Genomic DNA, 18,517 nt, shown 5'->3' with positions numbered 1-18,517 from the left:
CCTTGACCAGATAACGATAGTTCTGAAATTTGGTGAATCGTTTGTTTAAGCCTATGAGCAGGTTTGGCGATCGCTCTCTTCTACATCGGGATTGTATTGCAAATAGTCTCTTAGCCAGTCGCAGCCTCGCGTTAGCAGTTGATCCAGAGTTTCTATGGGTTCAACGCGCCAGAGTTTAGTGATGCCATTTTCGCCACTGGCTGCCAAAGTTTTTCCATCGGGGCTAAAGCTGACGCTCCAGATCGCTCCCTGGTTGCCTTTAAATTCACCCATTTGATTGCCTGTTAAATCCCAAATGCGAGCAGTGCCGTCTTCTGCGCCCGTTGCTAAGAGTTTTCCATCGGGGCTAAAGCTGACGCTGTTGATCTGTCCCTGATGTCCGCTAAATTCAGCAATCTGGTTCCCTTCTAAGTCCCACAACCGCACGCGGTAATCTGCCCCAGCGGAGGCAACCGTTTTTCCATTGGGGCTAAAGCTGACGCTTAAGACTCGGCTTTGATGGTCAAGTTTAGCCAATGAGTTTCCTTGGAAATCCCATAAGGCTGCCATTTCATCGCCACCCGTTGCCAGGGTTTGTCCATCGGGGCTAATGCTGATGCTGTGGATCTCGCTGGGATCGGCTTGAAATTCGGGTAGTGGTTCGCCTGCACGATTCCACTGATACACTTTGCCATCTGCGCCAGCGGCGACGATTTGCTGTCCGTCTGGGCTAAAGCTGACAGCACGAATCCAATCCTGACTCCTCTCCAGAATGGCTAACTGGTTTCCCTGAAAATCCCACAGTCGTGTCGTAAAGTCGATGCCACCAGTTGCCAAAATTGGCTCTGTCGGACTGAATGCCAGGCTCAAGCTGCGGTTTTGGTTTGTGGGAAATTGACCAATTGATTCGCCTGTGGCATTCCACAATCGCACCATACCGTCGTCTCCTGTGGTGCCGATTTGTCCATCGGGGCTGAAGCGAACGCCGGTCGCCCGTTTCACATGTCTGCTCAGTGCCAAGGGCTGATTGCCAAGCTCCCACAGCCGCACGATACCGTCTTCGCCGCTGCTGATCAGGCGATTTCCATCAGGGCTGAAGCGAACGTCATAGACGCGACCCTGATGCCCACTCAGTTCAGCAAGCTGTCTGCGATCGCCCAAACTCCACAGACGAATGGTGCTGTCTTGTCCGCTGGTGACAAGTTGCCGTCCATCCGGGCTAAAGTCCGTGCTGTAGACCCAGCCGTTGTGTCCTCGCAGTTCACCCAGCAGATTGCCGTCCAGATTCCATAGACGAGCGGTGCCGTCCTGGGCACTGGTGGCAATTTGCTCACCGTCGGGACTAAAGCTGATGCTATAAACCAGGTCTTCGTGCCCGGTGAGGCGAACTCTGCGTGAGGGGGAAGTGCCGCTTAAATCCCAAAGGAAGGCAGTACCACCTAATCCACTGACTGCGAGAAGCTGACCGTCGGGGCTAAAGCTGATGTCTTCGATCCAGCTTCCGTCAATCGCCTTGAATTGAGTGATGAACGTGATGCGATCGCCTTCTAGCCTCCACAGTTTGACCGTCCCGTCTTCTCCACCCGTTGCCAGTTGGTCTCCGTTGGGGTTAAAGCTGAGGCTCCAAATTTTGGTTTGATTGGTTGGCACTTTAGCGACTTGATTGCCTTTGAGATCCCACAGGCGCAGCGTGCTGGACTGATCGCCTGTAGCAATTCGCCATCCGTTGGGGCTAAAGCTGAGGCTTCTAATTAATCCCTCGTGCCCTCCAAGCTGCACTAATGGTTCACCTGTAGCACGCCACAGGTTGGCAATTCCAGAACCGCTGGTGAGCAACTGTTGGCCATTGGGGCTGAAGCTGATGCTGTAAACCCTGCTGACTCGTCCTACTAGTCGATTGTGTTCGCGAATGCCAGAGACGATGCGCTGTAAGCTGCCCCTGACTTGATCATGAAGTTGGGCATCGGGTGAGTCGAGTTGCTGGAGCTTGCGAGCGGCTTGCAAACTGGCAATTAGCGCTTCCAGACTTTGGTTTGAGCTAAATAAAAGCTGAGAAGAGGCACTCAGCGTATGGATTTGAGCAACCTGAGCCGCATTTTCGGCATTCCAGGCTTCTATCTGATTCAATACCGCAGCAATGCTGACTCCCAGCAAGGCAACTCCGCCAATTAGCGCCCCGACAGTGGTTCTCTGTGCCGTTTTGCGAAGTGCCCGCTCTTGCTCCAGTTCTCGCTTTTGCCGTTCCTGCTCCTGTTGAATCAGGCGATCGCTCGACTCAGCACTGGCAATAATAAATTCCTCCTGCAATGCAGTGGGGGCTGGCTGCTTTTGCTGATGTTGGGCTTGTTGGAGCCATCCTTTTGCCAGCATCAGCTCACTGCCACGCAGCAACAAATCAGGGTTTTTGTGGTCGTGCTGCCATTCCAATGCTTGCAGTGACCATTTAGTATGGCTCTGAACGTAAATGCGATCGGTATCCAGCACTCTCACCAACTCACTAAAGTTGGCATAAAAGTCGCCAACATAGCGATTAAAGTCAATCCACTGAATGCTAGCTAGGGCGGGATGCAGGTCTTGAACGGTAACTGGGCGATGCAGCACCGTGACAATTCGCTTATTGAGCTTCTGGGCGTATTCCACCTCATCTTTGCAGTAGGGCGAATAGATCGAACTGGGGGAAATGATGAACAGGAAATTGTCAGAACTTTCGATGCCGCGATAGATTTCCTGCTGAAATTCTGTTCCAGAAGCAATGCTTTCCTGGTCAAACCAGGTGGTTTTGCCCTGGACTTGCAGCGCATCATTCAACTTACGCGCCAAGTCAGAATCGGCTCGTGAGTAAGAAACAAACACCTCCAAGGCAGCTTCGGGCGGTTGATTCAGGCTTGCGGCAATGAATTCTGCTTGTAGTGGGGTTGGCGTATGGTGCGATCGCTGCTTTGCTAGCTTCAGCCAGGTTTCGTAGTGTTGCAGGTTATAGCCGCGCAACAGAATGCTGGAATTGCGGTTTTGTCGCTGCCATTTCAGGGCTTTGACCAGCAAAATTTTGTGCTGCTCATAATAGTGAGCATCTTGATGCAAGGTGTTGAGGAGTTTGGCGATCGCCGCTTCATATTGCGCTGCATCTTGATAAGCTCTGAAATCAATACAAGTAAAGCGCTGGAGTGCCGCCAATGCTTTTGGCTGAGTTGGCGGCTGAACCAGCAGGGCAATAATTCGCTTTTGATCAGCAAAAGCTTGTTTCACTGCTTGCTGACAAGCCTTAGACATCAGTGAGCTTGGCGACACTAAGTAGATTAAATTATTCGCCTGCTCAACTCCTTGTTGAATGCTCGCCTCAACCGCAGCACTCATTTCACCTTCAACGGAATGAGTCCGAATGGTAATGCCCTGTCGCATCAAAGTTTTGCTGATTTGCGTCATCGCGTCTTGATCAGCCGCCGCATGGCTGATAAAAACTTGAGTCATCAAATTGTCAGCATTTTTAGTGCTTTCGCAAATGAATTCACAGTGTAAATCGGACGGTTCACACGAAGCTTGCTCTCCTTGAAACTGCTTCCTCAACCAGTTTTCTGCCTGAATCCGCTCCTGCCCAATTAACAAACAGCGAGTTTGTTTCTGATGCTTTTCCCACTCCAGCGCTTGGCTCAAAATCCAGGTGTGCTGTTTCACATAGTCTGCATGGCTTTGCAGCACATTCAGCAGCTCAGCAAGTGAAGTTTCAAAGTTATCAATTCCTTCCTGAAACCAGATCCAGTTGAGCTTACGAATGATCGGATGGGTCAGATGCAGGAAGTCATCCGCTTTGACGTGCAGCAGTGGAATGATTCGTTTGCGATATTGCACCGCATGTTGAATTTCGCGCAAACAATAGACAGATTGGACAGAATGCGGAGCAATGATGAAAATGAAGTTGTGTGCTTTCTCAATACCGTCGTTGATTTGATTTTGAAAATCTACGCTCGGCGGAATGTCGTGCTGATCTAGCCAAACTTCCAAGCCACATTCAACTAATCGGTCGTGGAGCTTCGTAGCAAATTGTGTGCTGTCAGCCCGCCCATAAGAAATAAATGCGTCCTGAAAATCTTTCATAGGGCAGTCGGTGAGAGCGATTCATCATGATATCAGGAGCGCATGGGGCGATCGTCAAATGACAAAATTTTTTACTGGTTTCTCAACTCAAACACGGAATCGACGAGAAACCCAGGTCCAACCCAGATGAAATTCTTTTAGCTGAACCTTTTCGCCGAAATTAGGGTCTAAACTTTTCGGAGGTCAAACTTTTATTGCGTATGAAGGTTAAGTCTCTAGAATTGAGATGCCCTGCTTTCTGGCAAAATTGGGCTGGGAACGAGAAACGGAGGTAGAACGAGGCTGTGAATATTCCTGAGCTATTTGCTAGGGGCGGTCCCGCAATGTGGCCCCTGCTGCTGCTATCAGTTTTGGCACTGAGCACCATCATTGAGCGGATTTGGTTTTGGTCAAAGACTTTGAGCCGTGAGCGTGAAATCGCAGGACGGGTGATGGAAGCGGCACGGCGCGAGTGGGGAGACGCAACCGAAATCGCCAGAAAGTCGAACGATAAACCGATTGGACGGTTTCTCTACTCAGCTCTGGAGCTAAACAACCCAGATCCAGAAGTGTTTCAGCTTGCTCTGGAATCTAGCGCCGATGAAGAATTAGCAGCGATGCGCCGAGGCGACAAGATTTTAGAAGCCGTGATTGCCATTTCGCCGCTATTAGGGCTATTAGGAACGGTGCTGGGTCTAATCAATTCGCTAGGTTCCATTCGTCTAGGCGATCTGGGTACGGCTTCAACGGCAGGAGTGACGCTGGGGATTGCAGAAGCATTGATTACCACTGCGGTGGGGCTAATTATTGCGATCGCGAGTCTTGCCTTTTATCGCGTCTTTCAGGGATTGGTGTTTGGACAGGCAAAACTGTTCCGGCAGTCTGGCAATGAGCTAGAGCTGATCTATCGAAAGAACTGGGCACTACGACATAATCCTCTGCCAAGACCCATCAATCCTGATGTCCCACCTGATCTAAGAGGCGGCAGTGGGCTTTAATCAAGAACCACGTTTTAATCAAGAACCATGTAGGGTGTGTTAGCGCTAGCGTAATGCATCGTTGCTATAGGTGATGCGTTACGACTGGTCGTCTAACGCATCCTACGGTTCCTTTAAGAAGTGCAGATCTAGGCGTTTGATTTTTAGTTGTTTAGCGATCGCCATGAAGATTAATTTAGATTCCCCAGCAGAAGAAGTGCGGATTGAGATTATTCCGCTGATTGACGTAATTTTCTGCATTCTGACGTTTTTTATTCTGGCAGCGGTGGGGTTAACCCGGCAGGCTGCCATTGGCGTAGATTTGCCGTCTGCCTCGACGGGTACGCCACAGATGCGCGAAATGCTGATCGTTAGTATTGACCCGATTGGACAGGTCTATGTCGAGCAACAGCCCGTCACGCAAGACCAGCTTTTGGGGGTGATTTTGAACTATCAGCAAACTAGTCCAGACGGGTTGATGGTGCTCTATGCATCGCGAGAAGCCCGTTACAACGATGTGGTTGGTGTAATTGATCTGCTGCGTTCGGTCGGGGGCGATCGCGTAGCCCTGGCAACCCTGCCAGAATCTGCAGCCGATACCGCAGTTCCCGGATTGGTTCCCGACCCGGGAGCTATTCCCAATGACCCCTTTGAACAGCCTGGATTGGGCGCACCGGGTACGACCGATCCGCTTGCTCCAAATCAAGACCTATTCCCAGGGTTGGAACCTTTTCCCAGCGCTCCTGATGGTTCGGGTTCCCTGGAACCTGCTCCCTCTACGCCGCAGCCTGCTACTCCATAAACAGGTAGTCTTCTGAATTCCCACGCTCCTGCTTAGCAGCGAGGAGTCGAACCGCTTTGTAAGGTATGGGTAGAATCCTTTGTTTGAAGAAATTCCTGCAAATAGCATGTCTATTTACTAAATCAGAGATAATGAGGGCGGATTTTGGGTCAATCGATTAGCTTTGACTCAAAAATCGCTTTTTTTTATCGGCTTCAGGCAAATCAAGTTAGATGAGGAGTCCTTACCATGCCTTGGATTGTTGGAGTTTTAATTATTTGGTTAGTTACTGCGGCTAGTTTGTACATTATTTCTAAACTACCTTTTGTGGGAGTAGAAATTTCTAGCCCTCAAAAAGCTCTTACTTCAGCAGCGGTTTTTGGTGTATTGAATGCTTTTTTGGGGCCAATTCTAAGGTTTCTAGCTTTTCCAATTACGTTTCTAACGCTAGGACTGTTTGCGATTATCGTTAACGCAATTATTTTTGGGTTAGCAGCTTATCTTGTCCGAGGTTTTCGACTAGAAAAAGGATTTTTGAGTGCTATCTTGGGCGCAATTTTGCTAGGTCTGATTAATTCTTTGATCATTCAGATCTTGGCTAGAGCAGGTTTACAACTCGTAGCTTGAATCTTCGGAAGGGCGTAGCATTCGGGCAAAATTTTTCGGTCTATCCAGAGTCTACCTGCCGAATGCTGCGCCCCTACAGTGATGTAGGTTGGGTGAAACGCAGCAGAACCCAACGCTTTAGGATTGATGCGCTACTGCAAATCAGGCGGGAATTTGGATCTTTTCTTGACCCGAAAGTCCAAAGGCAGCGTGAACTGCCTGGAGCGCTTTCACACCATCGGTTTCAGCTACGACGCAGCTAATCTTGATTTCCGAGGTGGCAATCATCTGAATGTTGATTTGCTGATGGGCGATCGCCTCAAACATCCGGGCAGCAATGCCGGGTCGTCCCACCATGCCAATGCCAACAATACTGACTTTGGCGATCGCCCAGTCCACAGTGACTTCTCCACAGCCTAATTCCGGGGCAGCTTCCTGAAGCACTTTTTGGGCGGCGGTCGCATCCATTTGCGCCACTGTAAAGGCAATATCTCGCGTGGTCATACCGTTGATTAAACGGCAACGCTGAGACTGAATGATCATGTCAACGCTGACATTGTGGTTTGCCAGCAGTTGGAAAATTTTCGCCGCCATACCAGGGCGATCGGGCACATGGCGAATTGCTAATCTTGCTTGATTCACATCGAGTGCTGCCCCCCGAACCGGCAATTTGCTGCTGTCGCTTACTTGAGGCGAAACGGAATCTAACCGCACCGGAGAACTGGCAATACTAAATACCTTGCACAGCGCGGCGATCGCCCGGTCACAATCTTCGGCAGCGATCGCACAGCTTACTTTCACCTCAGAAGTGGAGATCATTTGAATATTGATCCCCGCTGCCGCTAGGGTGGAAAACATTTGAGCCGCAACTCCTGGTCGTCCGATCATGCCTGCTCCGGCAATGCTGACCTTAGCAATTTTGCGTTCGACCATGACCTCGGCTTCATCCAGGGCAGTGGCTTCTCCTCGCAGGGCAGGGGCGATCGCCGCTGCAACGGCTTCAGCTCGATTGAGCGAATGTTTGGTGACGGTGAAGGCAATGTCGTTGCTGTTGCCCTCATGGATGGATTGAATAATCAGGTCAACGTCTAAATCCTGCACTGCGATTTCGCCAAACAGCCGAGCAGCAACGCCGGGGCGATCGGGAATTCGCAGCAGCGCCACCTTTGCCTGGTCAGTGTCGAATTCAACTGCATCAACGGGATGGGCAATTTCTAAACCTTCGAGCGATCGCAGTTGAGGAATGGGCGAAACCACACGAGTACCGGGATCATCCGTCCAGCTAGAGCGCACTACCAGCATTACGCCATAGTTTTTCGCAATCTCTACGGCACGGGGATGCAGCACCTTAGCACCGAGGCTGGCCAACTCCAGCATTTCGTCCGAGGTGATGTCAGTCATCAACTGCGCATCGGGCACAATTCGGGGATCAGCCGTCAAAATTCCCGGTACATCGGTGTAAATTTCGCAGGCATCCGCTTTCAGTGCTGCCGCCAAAGCAACGGCTGAAGTGTCGGAACCGCCCCGTCCTAACGTCGTGATCTCCAGGTCAGCCGTGCTGCTAATTCCCTGAAATCCTGCCACAACAACAACTCTTCCGTCCTTTAGATGTCGCTCAACCCGATCCGTTTGAATATTGAGAATCCGGGCGCGGGTATGTTCTGCTTCGGTGACAATGCCGACCTGTGCTCCCGTGAGGGAGATCGCAGGCTGTCCCAACTCCTGCAGCGCCATACTGAGTAGGGCGATCGTCACCTGCTCTCCGGTAGACAGCAGCATGTCCATCTCGCGCCGACTGGGACTGGTCGAGATTTGGCTAGCCAGCTTGACCAAACCATCGGTCGTTTTTCCCATTGCTGAAACGACGACTACAACCGAGTTTCCTGCCTGTGCTGCTTTTGAAACTCGCTGTGCAACCGCCTGAATTCGTTCGACCGAGCCAACAGAAGTGCCGCCGTACTTTTGGACAATCAGTGCCATGACTATATTCTTTTGCCTACTTTTCCCTGACCTGAATGGTTGAAGCGCAACAGCTATTCAGAGTCAGAATCAGCTTTTCACCTAATCCTATAAACTTATACCGCTTTGTGAACCTGTCGCAATACGTAGTCAAAGGACCATTTACTGAATGTAAGCAATCGTCACCCCAGAACCGCCATCTGTGCGTTCTGCTAATTCGTAGCGAGAAACCTGGGGGTGCTGTTTGAGGAATTCGTGAACTCCTTGACGCAGTTTCCCGGTGCCGTGACCGTGAATGATCCACAGCGCTCCCGCTTCGGCAGAGGCGATCGCCCGTTCCAGCACCACTTCTGCATCCGCAACTCGGCTGCCACGAATATCTACTGTGTTACGAGAAGTGCGGACAGTTGGAGCGGGATCAGCAGGGGGTGGGGGTGGCGGTTCAGGGGCGGGTTTGGGCTTGGCAGGAAGTTCCGCTTTTTCGCCATTCAGCGATTCCACATCTGCTAGGGAAACAGTCATCTTCATCAACCCAAAGCGGACGCTGAGTTCGCCGTCTTCATCGGGATTGGTTAGGACTTCTGCGGTTTGTCCAAGCCGAGGAATGCGGACACGATCGCCCACCCGCGGACGAAAGCCCGGTTTGGGCTTAGCAGGCTTTCGAGAGGGAAGCTGTTGTTGAGCAATCTGATTGAGCGATTCCGTTGCCTGTTGAGCATCCTGCGCCGTTGCTGGGCCGCGTTGAAGCTGTCGGATCACTTGAGCAATTTCTGCTTTTGCCTGGGCGATCGCACTCTGCACTGCCTGCTCTTGCTGCTGCTGAAGGTCACGTTCTCGCTCTTTAAGCAAGGCTGCTTTGCGCGCTACTTCTGCGTGCAGCCGCTCTGCTTGTTGCAAAAGCTGGGCTGTTTCCTGCGCCTTTTGCTCTTGCTGTCGCCGCTGTGCCTCCAGCCCTGCAATCACCTGATTTACATCCTCGGATGCCTGTAGCCCCACCTGCCCCTGCGCCTGGTCGATAATTTCAGGCTTTAATCCTAGACGACGGGCGATCGCCAATGCATTTGAGCGACCGGGAATTCCCCACAGCAGGCGATAGGTGGGTGATAACGACACGTCATCAAACTCAACCGAGGCATTCTCAAATCGCTCGTCTTGATATTTCAGCGCCTTCAGTTCACCAAAGTGAGTGGTCGCAATCGTCAACTGAGCATGGTCTGCCAGATGGCGAAGTAAGGCGATCGCCAGGGCACTTCCCTCCGAAGGGTCGGTTCCGGCTCCGACTTCGTCGAGAAGAACCAGGGAGGAGGAAGGGGCTGTGGGTTGGGGGCTAGGGGCTAGGGGTTGAGGAGATGGATTGTCTGCTTGCTCTTCAATATTCTGTTCTTGAATTTCTTCTGAGCCTTGCGTCTCAGTTGCCAATTCCTCTTCCCCTAGCCCCTTTCCCTCCCCCTGCCCAATCGCCTCCAGAATTCGACTAATTCGCCGGATGTGCCCGGAGAAGGTGGAAAGGCTTTGTTCTAGAGACTGTTCGTCGCCGATGTCGGCGAGGATGTGGTCAAACCAGGGAAGCTCTACGGGTTCACGGGCAGGGATAAACAAGCCCACTTTTGCCATGAGAACGGCGAGTCCCAGGGTCTTGAGGGTGACGGTTTTACCGCCCGTGTTAGGTCCGGTGATAGCGACGACGCGGATTTGCGGCTGAATCAACAAATCGATTGGAACCACAGGGGTTCCCTGTTCATGCTGATTCTGCCAGACGAGCAGGGGATGGCGCAGTTGCCGCAGGGTGATTCTTTCGCCTGCGCTGCGGTCGATGAAGCGGGGCGGGTTTGCGCCTAGCCAGAGAGAATAGCGGGCGCGGGCAGTCGCCAGATCGAGGATGGTGGCGATCGCCAGCAATCTTTCCAAATCAGGCTTCACGGCTGCGACCTGTTCCGTGAGAACTCGGCGCACTGCCTCTTCTTCCACCTGTTCTTGACGGGTTAATTGCCGTAGCTGGTTGCCCAGATTGACCACAGAATGGGGTTCAACGTAAAGCGTCAAACCGCTGGAAGACGTATCGTGAACAATGCCGGGGATCGCATCTTTTTGGGGGGCTTTCACCGGGATCACAAAGCGATCGCCCCGTTGCGTAATCACTGGCTCTTGCACAGCATTGGACTGCCGCTGAAGAATTCGCTGCAACATCTGATAGATGCGATCGCGCACCTGCCGAAGCTGTTCTCGAATGCCACCCAGTTTAGGACTGGCTCGATCGGCAACCTTGCCCCGATCGTCGATGCAGCGATGAATCTCCTGCTCTAGCTCTGGGTAGGTTCGCAGTTCCGACACGAGTTCCGTCAAAACGGGCAGGTCGGGTTGGCTGTCGATGGTTCGGCGAAGCTGTCTTGCACCCGCCAGAGTCGTGGCGATCGCCAGCAGTTCATCTCCTGACAAAACGCCCTGAAGCTGCGATCGCTCCAGTGCTTCACCAATGTCTTGAATGCCGTCAAACTTTAAGCCTGACGGTAAATTTTGCTCAATCTGGTAGGCTTCCTGGGTTTGCGCGAGTAACCCTAAACTTTCTGATAACGCTGCTGGAATTTGTAAGTGACGTGCTGCGGTTGCCCCTAGCTTGGTCGCTGCAAAAGTTGCCAGATGTTGACACAGACGCGACCATTCCAGTAATTCTAAAGTTTCAGCTTGAATCAAACCCCCGATCCCCGATTTCGTTTATCTTAAATTTTGCTTACAAAATTCGCCTATCTTTCCTGATTCTAGTCAAACCAACGGATGACTACAATATTGGGTAAGGGGACTAAAAATGCTGGTAAAAATGAACCTAAGAAACTCAGCGATCGCACTGACTGCGGCTACTTTCTCCACACTAGCAAGCGCAGAAGCAAGCAGGGCGATTGTCACAGCAACCAACAATCCCGACGCCCGCCTGGTGGAAGCGGGAGCTTACAGCGGCGTTGCGCGACTGTCTCTAACCAACGTTTCGGGAAATACAACCTCCTGTACAGGCTCTTTGCTGCGAGATGGGCTCCACCTTCTCACCGCCGCTCACTGCGTTACAGACGGCCGGGGCGATCGCGATATCGTCAGCGCTACTGCTAGCTTTACGGAACTGACTAGCTCATTCAGCGTTGCCACTAATGGCTTCTTTATCCTTCCAGGCTGGCAGGGTGATCTTTTGAGCGGCAACGATCTGGCCATTCTTAAATTAAATCGACGGGTAGTCGGCGTAGATCGATACGGCATCTATCGCGACACTGACGAAGTCGGACAAATTTTTACCAAAGTTGGATACGGCAGGATTGGCACGGGCAATTTGGGCGAGAGGGCTGATTTGTTTGGCAGGGGCAAACTGTTCGGACAAAACCGATTTGATGCACGCGCCGAAGATTTTCCTAACCTGATTCCAAATTCAACGCCCGGAAGCCAGCTTCTATTTGATTTTGATAACGGTAGACCAGCGAACAACTTCTTCGCGGATAGTGACTTGGGCTTGGGCAGTCGTGAGGTAAATACAGCTCCGGGCGACTCAGGCAGTCCTGCTTTTATCGGCAAGTTGATTGCTGGAATCACGACCTACGGTGAGAGAGGAACTGGCAGCACAGACCTTGATGACACAGTCAACTCTAGCTTTGGTGAATATTCTAGTGAGACAAGGGTGTCTTCCTATCGGGGTTACATCGCTCGTGTCCTGGATGGAACCATCAATCCTTCTTACATTCCCGCATCTGTTTTAGCGTCTGCTGCGACAGGTAGAGACGCTTCGGGAACCTCGTCGGTGGCTTTAGCAGACTCGCTGGATACGAACAGGGAAACGGATGAATCTAGCGCATCCGCTACCGTTCCAGAACCATCGTCCTTAATGAGCTTGCTTGCTGCTACCGTTTGGGGTGCCGTTTGTGTTTGGAAACGTAAACCCAAAGCCGGAAAGCAGTTGTCATCGTGAGGGATGAGAGCGATCGCCTCTTCGTTCTTAAAAGTTTCTTTGGTGCATGTCCAGAAGCAGCGAATGTTCTTGAAAGGGCGTAGTATTCGGGCAAAAATGGTCGGTGTATTCCAAGATTTATTTGCCGAATGCTGCGCCCCTACATCTGCTGGCTAACTTTGGGATTGTGGATTAAATAACTTGCATAGTAGCGCAGCAAATCTAAAGCGTTGGGTTTCGCGCTGCTCCACCCAACCTACAGATAGCAGAACCGTAGGTTGGGTGAAGCGCAGCGGAACCCAACATCTCAAGCTTGACATGCCAGTGGGTTAGGTGAAGCGCAGCGGAGCCCAACATTTGCAGCCTTTTGTGGAATACGAATCCAAGCGTCGGGTGCTATCACACTAAAATCCATATTCCATCGCGCCCGAATCAGGTTCTGCCCCAACAGAATCAGGTTTTGTCCCGATGAAATCGAGTTTTGGTATGACAAAACAAGGTTCCCTCGCGACAAAATAGGGGTTTGTCGTGCTGGAATTAGGTTTTGCTGTGCTGAAACAAGGTTTTGTCGCGTCAGAATCAGGTTTTGTCCCGATGGAATCAGGTTTTGTCGCGTCAGAGGCGACAATCCCTTCCAAAAGCAGCTTAGGTCTGCCCTAAAACAAAAATTTGGGGAGCTTTAGAAGGCTTCAAAATACACCTTAGATTTCAACCCCCGCCCCCTAACCCCTCAATTCGCCTGCACTGTCGGCAACGGTACAGGCGCAGCCTTTCTGCCCGAAAGGATGTAGGTGTACATTTGTCCTTTGCCCTTGATGTGGACTTTGCCGCGTGATTTAAAGTGGTAGCGATTGCACAAGCATTCGTAAGTTGCTTCGGTGACTTGAATCTGTCCGGCAATGCCATGAGACTCCATGCGACTGGCAACGTTGACAGTGTCACCCCAGAGGTCATAGATAAACTTTTTGGTGCCGATTACGCCTGCAATGACGGGACCCGTGTTGATGCCAATCCGCATACTGAATGGCTTTTGGTGGCGCTTGCTAAATTGACGCATCTCGGACTGCATTGCCAAAGCCATATCGGCGATCGCCTCAGCGTGATTTTCCTGGGGAAACGGCAGTCCGCCCACCACCATGTAAGCATCGCCAATCGTCTTAATTTTTTCTAGCCCGTACTGCTCTGCAAGCTGATCAAACGCCGAAAAGATTTCGTTGAGCAACGCGACTAGCTCCTGGGGCGATAGCGTTGCCGAGAGCTTGGTGAAATTCACAATGTCCGCAAACAAGACCGTCGCTTCGGCAAAATTATCTGCAATGTTGCGATGGTTTTGCTTGAGCTGGTTGGCGATCGGCAGCGGCAAAATGTTGAGCAATAGCTGCTCTGACTTTTCTTTTTCTGCCTGCAACCACACCTTCATTTGTTCTCGCTCTGCCATCACCGCTGCTAGCGTCAGTGCTGTCAGCGCTGTCACACAAATGAACGCTTGCAGCGACTCAACAGGCTGCACTGCGGCATTCTCTCTCGCCGCGATGATAAACGGCCCCTTATTTTGGATCACTCCCCAAGTTGCGACGTTGGTGAGGATGGCAGTTGATAACGCTGCGCCCATTTGCCCAAAGCGCAACGCTCCCCAGATGATCAATGGAAATGATAAGGAAGCCATTGAGTAGGGTGCTAAGGGCGTTTCACTGGTGGGGCAAAAGATTAGCCAACTGGCTGTCGTGAGCAAACAGAGCCAGATGAAAGCTTCAGCACAGCGGCGAGGATTTTTGGCGATCGCCGTCCACTGCCGACAGGTTAACAGCACAGGCATTAGCGTCAGGATGCCTGTGACATTACCAATCCACCATTGAAACCAATTTCTGCCAAAGTTGGCCCAGTCCATCAGCCCCGCCAGATCGATCGTCAGCATTCCCAGGGTGGCGCTGAGTGCAGACGGCAGAATGGTTGCCAGAGCAAACAAGGCGATCACGTCCTGCTGGCGCTGAAGGTCGTTGCGAAAGTCAACTCGCTTCAGCAGCGTTGCCCCAACCAGAGGTTGCACTGTGTTGTTGAGGGCGATCGCTGCTGCCAACAGCCAAGAGATTTCCTGGGATTGAAACAGCGAAAACAGAAACGAGCCAATTGCCACGCCTGGGTACAGTCTGCGCCCAAATAACAACAGGGCGGCTTGAGCCAAACCCGCAGGCAACCACAGCGGCCAAACCCGCATACCCTGTTGCTCAATTGGCACCATGAAAATCAGTTTAGTGATGCCAAACTGACACAGAGCCAGCACAGCCACCATGATCAGATAACGCCAAGTTCGATTTCGAATCAGAGGCATAGGGTGAGGTAAATGACGTTGGCTAATTCTGATAATTCTGATTGCTGATGCTTAAAGCTAAATTGACTGAAGCTAGAATTTTTGCCTGAAAAGAATTTCATCTGCCCAAAAATCAGGTTGATCTGCCAACGCAATCTATTCTTCTTTGAATATTTGGCTCTATCAGGCTAGCATCCAGTATGTTTTCAAAATGATTTCAGTCCATGCCGTTCAAACGCCATAACTTTTCTAGTGGCTTTTGTTGTGAATGACGACCTGACCACTAAGATAGATAGTTAACTCAAGTAGGTAGCCACAATCAATATAAAAGCCGGGGGAATGCCCCTTCGGGGCACTCCCCCGGCTTTTATATTGGGTTACATACGTAGTTCCTGTTAGACTCTGACAGCCCAAGTCCTTGCATGAATGACTCCTCTGCACCTGCGCCAGCAATTTTACAGCCCGCTTCAGATAACCCCAATCTACAGGTTCGGTTTAAGAGTGAGGGGGGGCGCTTGTTGCTGCTTCTGCCGCCAGAGGCAGAGGTAAGCGCCAACCACAGCAGCGCCAGCAAAAGCAATGCTAGTCAAGAGGGTGCTAATTCTGATAGCGCTGCTGGCAACAGTCCATCCGGTAACGGCGCTAACACAAGTAACTGGAATGACCTTTGGCAACAGCTAAAACAGCGGCTCAATGCCGGAGAGCGGTTTTGGCAACCTGAAACAGCAGTGCATCTAGTTGCCCGCGATCGCCTTTTAGATGTGCGTCAATTGCAGGCGATCGCTGATGCCCTAGCCGATGCCCAGCTTCAGCTCAAGCGAGTCTACACCAGCCGCCGTCAAACTGCTGTCGCTGCCGCCACTACAGGCTATTCTGTTGAGCAACATTCGCCCGTCGCTCACCTAAATCAGCCCTCTGCTGAGTCCGGGCAAGCTCTAGCTGACCCACTTTATGTGCAAACCGTAGTTCGATCTGGTGTCGAAATCCGTCATCCCGGTACAATTGTTGTTTTGGGAGATGTGAATCCCGGTGGTTCCGTAATTGCAGATGGCGACGTGCTGGTTTGGGGCTGTCTACGAGGGCTAGCCCAAGCTGGAGCCGCCGGAAACGGACAATGCCTGATCATGGCCCTGCGAATGGAGCCGACCCAGATTCGGATTGCCGAATTTGTTGCCCGTGCTCCCGAAATGCCCCCCGACCAATTTCATCCCGAAATTGCTTACGTGTCCTCAGAAGGCATTCGCATCGCCAGAGCCGCCGAGTTTTCCAGAATACGTCTCTCGTAATCTGGTTTATGAACTGTAACAGCCAATCTAGTCAGCGCAGGCGTGCGGATCGCATTTTCAATTCCTAATCCCCTACCCCCATCGTCCATTTATCAACCCCAGCAATTCAATGAGTCGCATTATCGTTATTACGTCTGGCAAAGGTGGGGTGGGAAAAACCACCTGCACCGCCAATCTGGGCATGGCTCTGGCTCAGCGCGGTCATAAAGTTGCTGTTGTCGATGCCGACTTTGGCTTGAGAAACTTAGACCTGCTCTTGGGGCTAGAAAACCGCATCGTCTACACCGCGGTGGAAGTTATAGCAGGCGAATGCCGGCTCGATCAGGCCTTGGTCAAGGACAAACGCCAACCCAACTTAGCCCTACTGCCAGCCGCTCAAAATCGCACCAAAGATGCGGTTAACCCCGACCAGATGAAGCAACTGGTCACTTCGTTGACCGCTACTTACAAATACATCCTGGTAGACAGCCCTGCTGGAATTGAGATGGGCTTTCAGAATGCGACGGCTGCAGCCAAAGAGGCGATCATTGTGACTACGCCCGAAATTGCTGCTGTGCGTGATGCTGACCGGGTCATTGGCTTGCTTGAAGCAAACGACATCAAAAAAGTCCACTTAATTGTCAATCGTCTCAGGCCCGCGATGGTGCAAGAGGACATGATGATGTCGGTCAAAGACGTGCAGGAAATTTTGGCAGTGCCGCTGCTGGGTGTGATCCCAGACGATGAGCGAGTAATCGTTTCAACCAACCGAGGCGAACCACTGGTGCTGTCGCAAAACATTTCAATGGCGGGGCTAGCTTTTAGCAATATCGCGCGCCGGCTAGAGGGCGAGAAGGTGCCTTTCCTCGATCTGATGGCTGCTCATGACGATCTATTCAGTCGCATTCGGCGGCTGTTTCGCAACTCGTCCCGCAACTAAATGTCACTCTCAGCTTTAATTCGGTTTCTTATCCAGCCTTGATTGATTTTCTCCCCCAAGCTCCATGATCAGCGAACTTCTCGAACGACTTTTCCCGCGTCAACAACCCAGTTCTAGCCGTGAAGAGGTCAAGCGTCGGCTACAAATTGTGTTGGCTCACGATCGGGCTGATTTACCCGCTGAAACGCTGGAAAAGATGCGCCAAGAAATCTTGGAAGTCGTTTCACGATACGTGGAAATTGACCCAGAGGAGTCAGAATTTTCGCTAGAGAACGACCAGCGAGCAACTGCCTTAATCGCAAATTTGCCGATTCGCCGAGTGAGAGCAGAGCCGCAAGTGGAGGTCAATCCATAACGCAGTTGAGTTTGCTTGGATAGGGGTTTGGGTAGGGGTGCAGCATTCGGCAGCTATTCTAAAAAACTTAGAACTGATTCTTCGCCCGAATGCTACGCCCGCTCAGAGCTTGCATTGCTTTGCGTTACCAACCAAGACAAGTTGGATAATAGCGGCTGCAAAACTCAATATCATTCATGTTTCTGGTGTCTGTTGGGTTTCACGATGTTCCACCCAACCTACAGCTACAAGCTGATTGACAAACTATCGAGCCGATCGCTCTGTCTCACGCTGTGCTCTGTCCAGAGACTTAACATTGCTCGGCTGATCTCCGTCATAGATCGCACCCTTTTGGCGCACGTTTAGGTCAAAGGTTTCACGAACGTTCTCACCTAGCTCTCTCAGATTTCCTAGCCCCGTGTCGCCAATGGGATGCTCAGGGCTGTCACCCAAGTCCTCAGCCTTATCCTGAATCCGCTGAATTGTCTTTTTGGACACTGCGGAGGGGTTGGAAGGCGTGGGGGATTTAGTTTGAAATTCGCTGGTGACGGCTAGTGCCTGAGACGACACGCTCGTGCTAAACGCAGGAATACCTAAGAATGCAGTAGTAGCTAGAAAAATTGCGAGGACTTGGCGAAGCCCCACTGTAAAAAGACGACCAATTACCTGTTTCATTTCAAATCTCCTTTAGTTTTTAGCGACCCAAACCTAGAGGTTGGGTTCATAAAGCTTCATAACGTTAACTGAGGAACTGTTCCCGGCTCGTCTTTCTTAAGTGGGAAGTCCACTGGTCAGTTAGGTAGGTTTTGTTCTCGTTTTTACAGTTGAAAATCGCCAATCTAAAATTCAAAGTAGGTGAAATGCTAGGAGATTACTGTTAATGACTTTCATGCCTCCCGCTTATTCGATTTTTTTATTGATGGGTCTAGGAATTATTTGGGTTGGACTGAAGACAGGGGAGGAAATTATTCGAATTGCAGCGGCGATCGCAGGGGCAATTTTGTTGGTTTGGGGGTTTGCCCTTACGCCCCTGTCCCTACAACTGTTCGTCGAGATAATTTCAGTCATGGCAGTGTTTTCGGTTTGCGTTCGCTGTCTGAAGGCATAGCCCTATTTCCTCAGCTTTGCCGTTATCTTTGCAGCTTATTTTGCAACATGAACTGAAACGGGAATTGTATGATTGCTCCACGAACGCAAGAAGGAATAGCCTCTTGCGTCGAAAAAAACGGTGTGAGAGCAACCCTGACTCTACTCGGCTAGAAACGGTGGAAACCCGCCGTCTGTCTGGACGTGATAGAGTCATGTCAATCCTGGAAAAGTCGCTATCTCAGAGCAATTCTGGCAAGCTTTGTGGAACTAAAAACCAATAACGACC

General features: G+C 51.2%; 15 protein-coding genes. 9 read left to right on the top strand and 6 right to left on the bottom strand.

The window, feature by feature from the left end; all coding sequences use genetic code 11:
• Positions 1-51: 51 nt before the first annotated feature.
• Complete coding sequence (locus H6F88_RS26765; protein ID WP_190645854.1) at positions 52-4,071, bottom strand: TIR domain-containing protein; 4,020 nt, start codon at positions 4,069-4,071, stop codon at positions 52-54.
• A 284-nt stretch (positions 4,072-4,355) separates the two neighbouring features.
• Between H6F88_RS26765 and H6F88_RS26760 the strand changes: the two genes are divergently transcribed.
• From H6F88_RS26760 to H6F88_RS26750, 3 genes are all read left to right on the top strand, one after another.
• Positions 4,356-5,048 carry a MotA/TolQ/ExbB proton channel family protein gene (locus H6F88_RS26760; protein WP_190645853.1) on the top strand — a complete coding sequence of 231 codons (693 nt, stop codon included), beginning with the start codon at positions 4,356-4,358 and terminating at the stop codon, positions 5,046-5,048.
• Between the two features lie 163 nt (positions 5,049-5,211).
• Complete coding sequence (locus H6F88_RS26755) at positions 5,212-5,829, top strand: biopolymer transporter ExbD (protein ID WP_190645852.1); 618 nt, start codon at positions 5,212-5,214, stop codon at positions 5,827-5,829.
• Positions 5,830-6,057: 228 nt separating this feature from the next.
• Positions 6,058-6,435, top strand: a complete 378-nt coding sequence (locus tag H6F88_RS26750) for a phage holin family protein (RefSeq protein ID WP_190645851.1) — start codon at positions 6,058-6,060, stop codon at positions 6,433-6,435.
• Between the two features lie 141 nt (positions 6,436-6,576).
• Here H6F88_RS26750 and H6F88_RS26745 read toward each other — a convergent pair whose 3' ends face one another.
• Together H6F88_RS26745 and H6F88_RS26740 are read right to left on the bottom strand one after the other, a co-directional pair.
• Positions 6,577-8,394, bottom strand: coding sequence for an aspartate kinase (locus tag H6F88_RS26745; protein WP_190645850.1), 1,818 nt, complete (start codon positions 8,392-8,394; stop codon positions 6,577-6,579).
• Between the two features lie 141 nt (positions 8,395-8,535).
• Positions 8,536-11,064, bottom strand: a complete 2,529-nt coding sequence (locus H6F88_RS26740; RefSeq protein WP_190645849.1) for an endonuclease MutS2 — start codon at positions 11,062-11,064, stop codon at positions 8,536-8,538.
• 124 nt (positions 11,065-11,188) lie between these two features.
• Here H6F88_RS26740 and H6F88_RS26735 point away from each other — a divergent pair, with 124 nt between their 5' ends.
• A complete protein-coding gene (locus H6F88_RS26735) occupies positions 11,189-12,316 on the top strand; it encodes a trypsin-like serine protease (protein ID WP_190645848.1) in 1,128 nt (375 codons plus the stop codon).
• 286 nt (positions 12,317-12,602) lie between these two features.
• Here the strand turns inward: H6F88_RS26735 and H6F88_RS26730 are convergent, their stop codons facing one another.
• Together H6F88_RS26730 and H6F88_RS26725 are read right to left on the bottom strand one after the other, a co-directional pair.
• Entirely contained in the window at positions 12,603-12,923 is a 321-nt protein-coding gene (locus H6F88_RS26730) for a hypothetical protein (RefSeq protein ID WP_190645847.1), read from the bottom strand.
• Positions 12,924-13,025: 102 nt separating this feature from the next.
• The gene (locus H6F88_RS26725; RefSeq protein WP_242050721.1) at positions 13,026-14,624 is read right to left on the bottom strand and encodes an adenylate/guanylate cyclase domain-containing protein; all 1,599 of its coding nucleotides are present in this window, start codon (positions 14,622-14,624) and stop codon (positions 13,026-13,028) included.
• A gap of 401 nt (positions 14,625-15,025) precedes the next feature.
• On the opposite strand from H6F88_RS26725, the gene minC reads away from it, so the two are divergent.
• From minC to minE, 3 genes are all read left to right on the top strand, one after another.
• On the top strand, positions 15,026-15,889 hold the full coding sequence (minC, locus tag H6F88_RS26720; RefSeq protein ID WP_190645846.1) for a septum site-determining protein MinC: 864 nt from the start codon (positions 15,026-15,028) through the stop codon (positions 15,887-15,889).
• 109 nt (positions 15,890-15,998) lie between these two features.
• The gene (minD, locus tag H6F88_RS26715; RefSeq protein ID WP_190645845.1) at positions 15,999-16,808 is read left to right on the top strand and encodes a septum site-determining protein MinD; all 810 of its coding nucleotides are present in this window, start codon (positions 15,999-16,001) and stop codon (positions 16,806-16,808) included.
• Between the two features lie 64 nt (positions 16,809-16,872).
• A complete protein-coding gene (gene minE, locus H6F88_RS26710) occupies positions 16,873-17,163 on the top strand; it encodes a cell division topological specificity factor MinE (RefSeq protein WP_190645844.1) in 291 nt (96 codons plus the stop codon).
• A 243-nt stretch (positions 17,164-17,406) separates the two neighbouring features.
• Here minE and H6F88_RS26705 read toward each other — a convergent pair whose 3' ends face one another.
• Positions 17,407-17,817: a hypothetical protein gene (locus tag H6F88_RS26705; RefSeq protein ID WP_190645843.1), complete on the bottom strand. Its 411-nt coding sequence runs from the start codon at positions 17,815-17,817 to the stop codon at positions 17,407-17,409.
• A gap of 205 nt (positions 17,818-18,022) precedes the next feature.
• On the opposite strand from H6F88_RS26705, the gene H6F88_RS26700 reads away from it, so the two are divergent.
• Together H6F88_RS26700 and H6F88_RS26695 are read left to right on the top strand one after the other, a co-directional pair.
• Positions 18,023-18,250, top strand: coding sequence for a hypothetical protein (locus H6F88_RS26700; protein ID WP_242042524.1), 228 nt, complete (start codon positions 18,023-18,025; stop codon positions 18,248-18,250).
• Positions 18,251-18,353: 103 nt separating this feature from the next.
• Positions 18,354-18,512 carry a hypothetical protein gene (locus H6F88_RS26695; protein WP_190645842.1) on the top strand — a complete coding sequence of 53 codons (159 nt, stop codon included), beginning with the start codon at positions 18,354-18,356 and terminating at the stop codon, positions 18,510-18,512.
• Positions 18,513-18,517 lie beyond the last annotated feature (5 nt).

Source organism: Oculatella sp. FACHB-28, from assembly GCF_014696015.1.
In the GTDB taxonomy this organism is placed as follows: domain Bacteria; phylum Cyanobacteriota; class Cyanobacteriia; order Elainellales; family Elainellaceae; genus JAAUTN01.
Note: the sequence above shows the minus strand (reverse complement) of the source record. Positions and strands in the feature narration are given on the sequence as shown.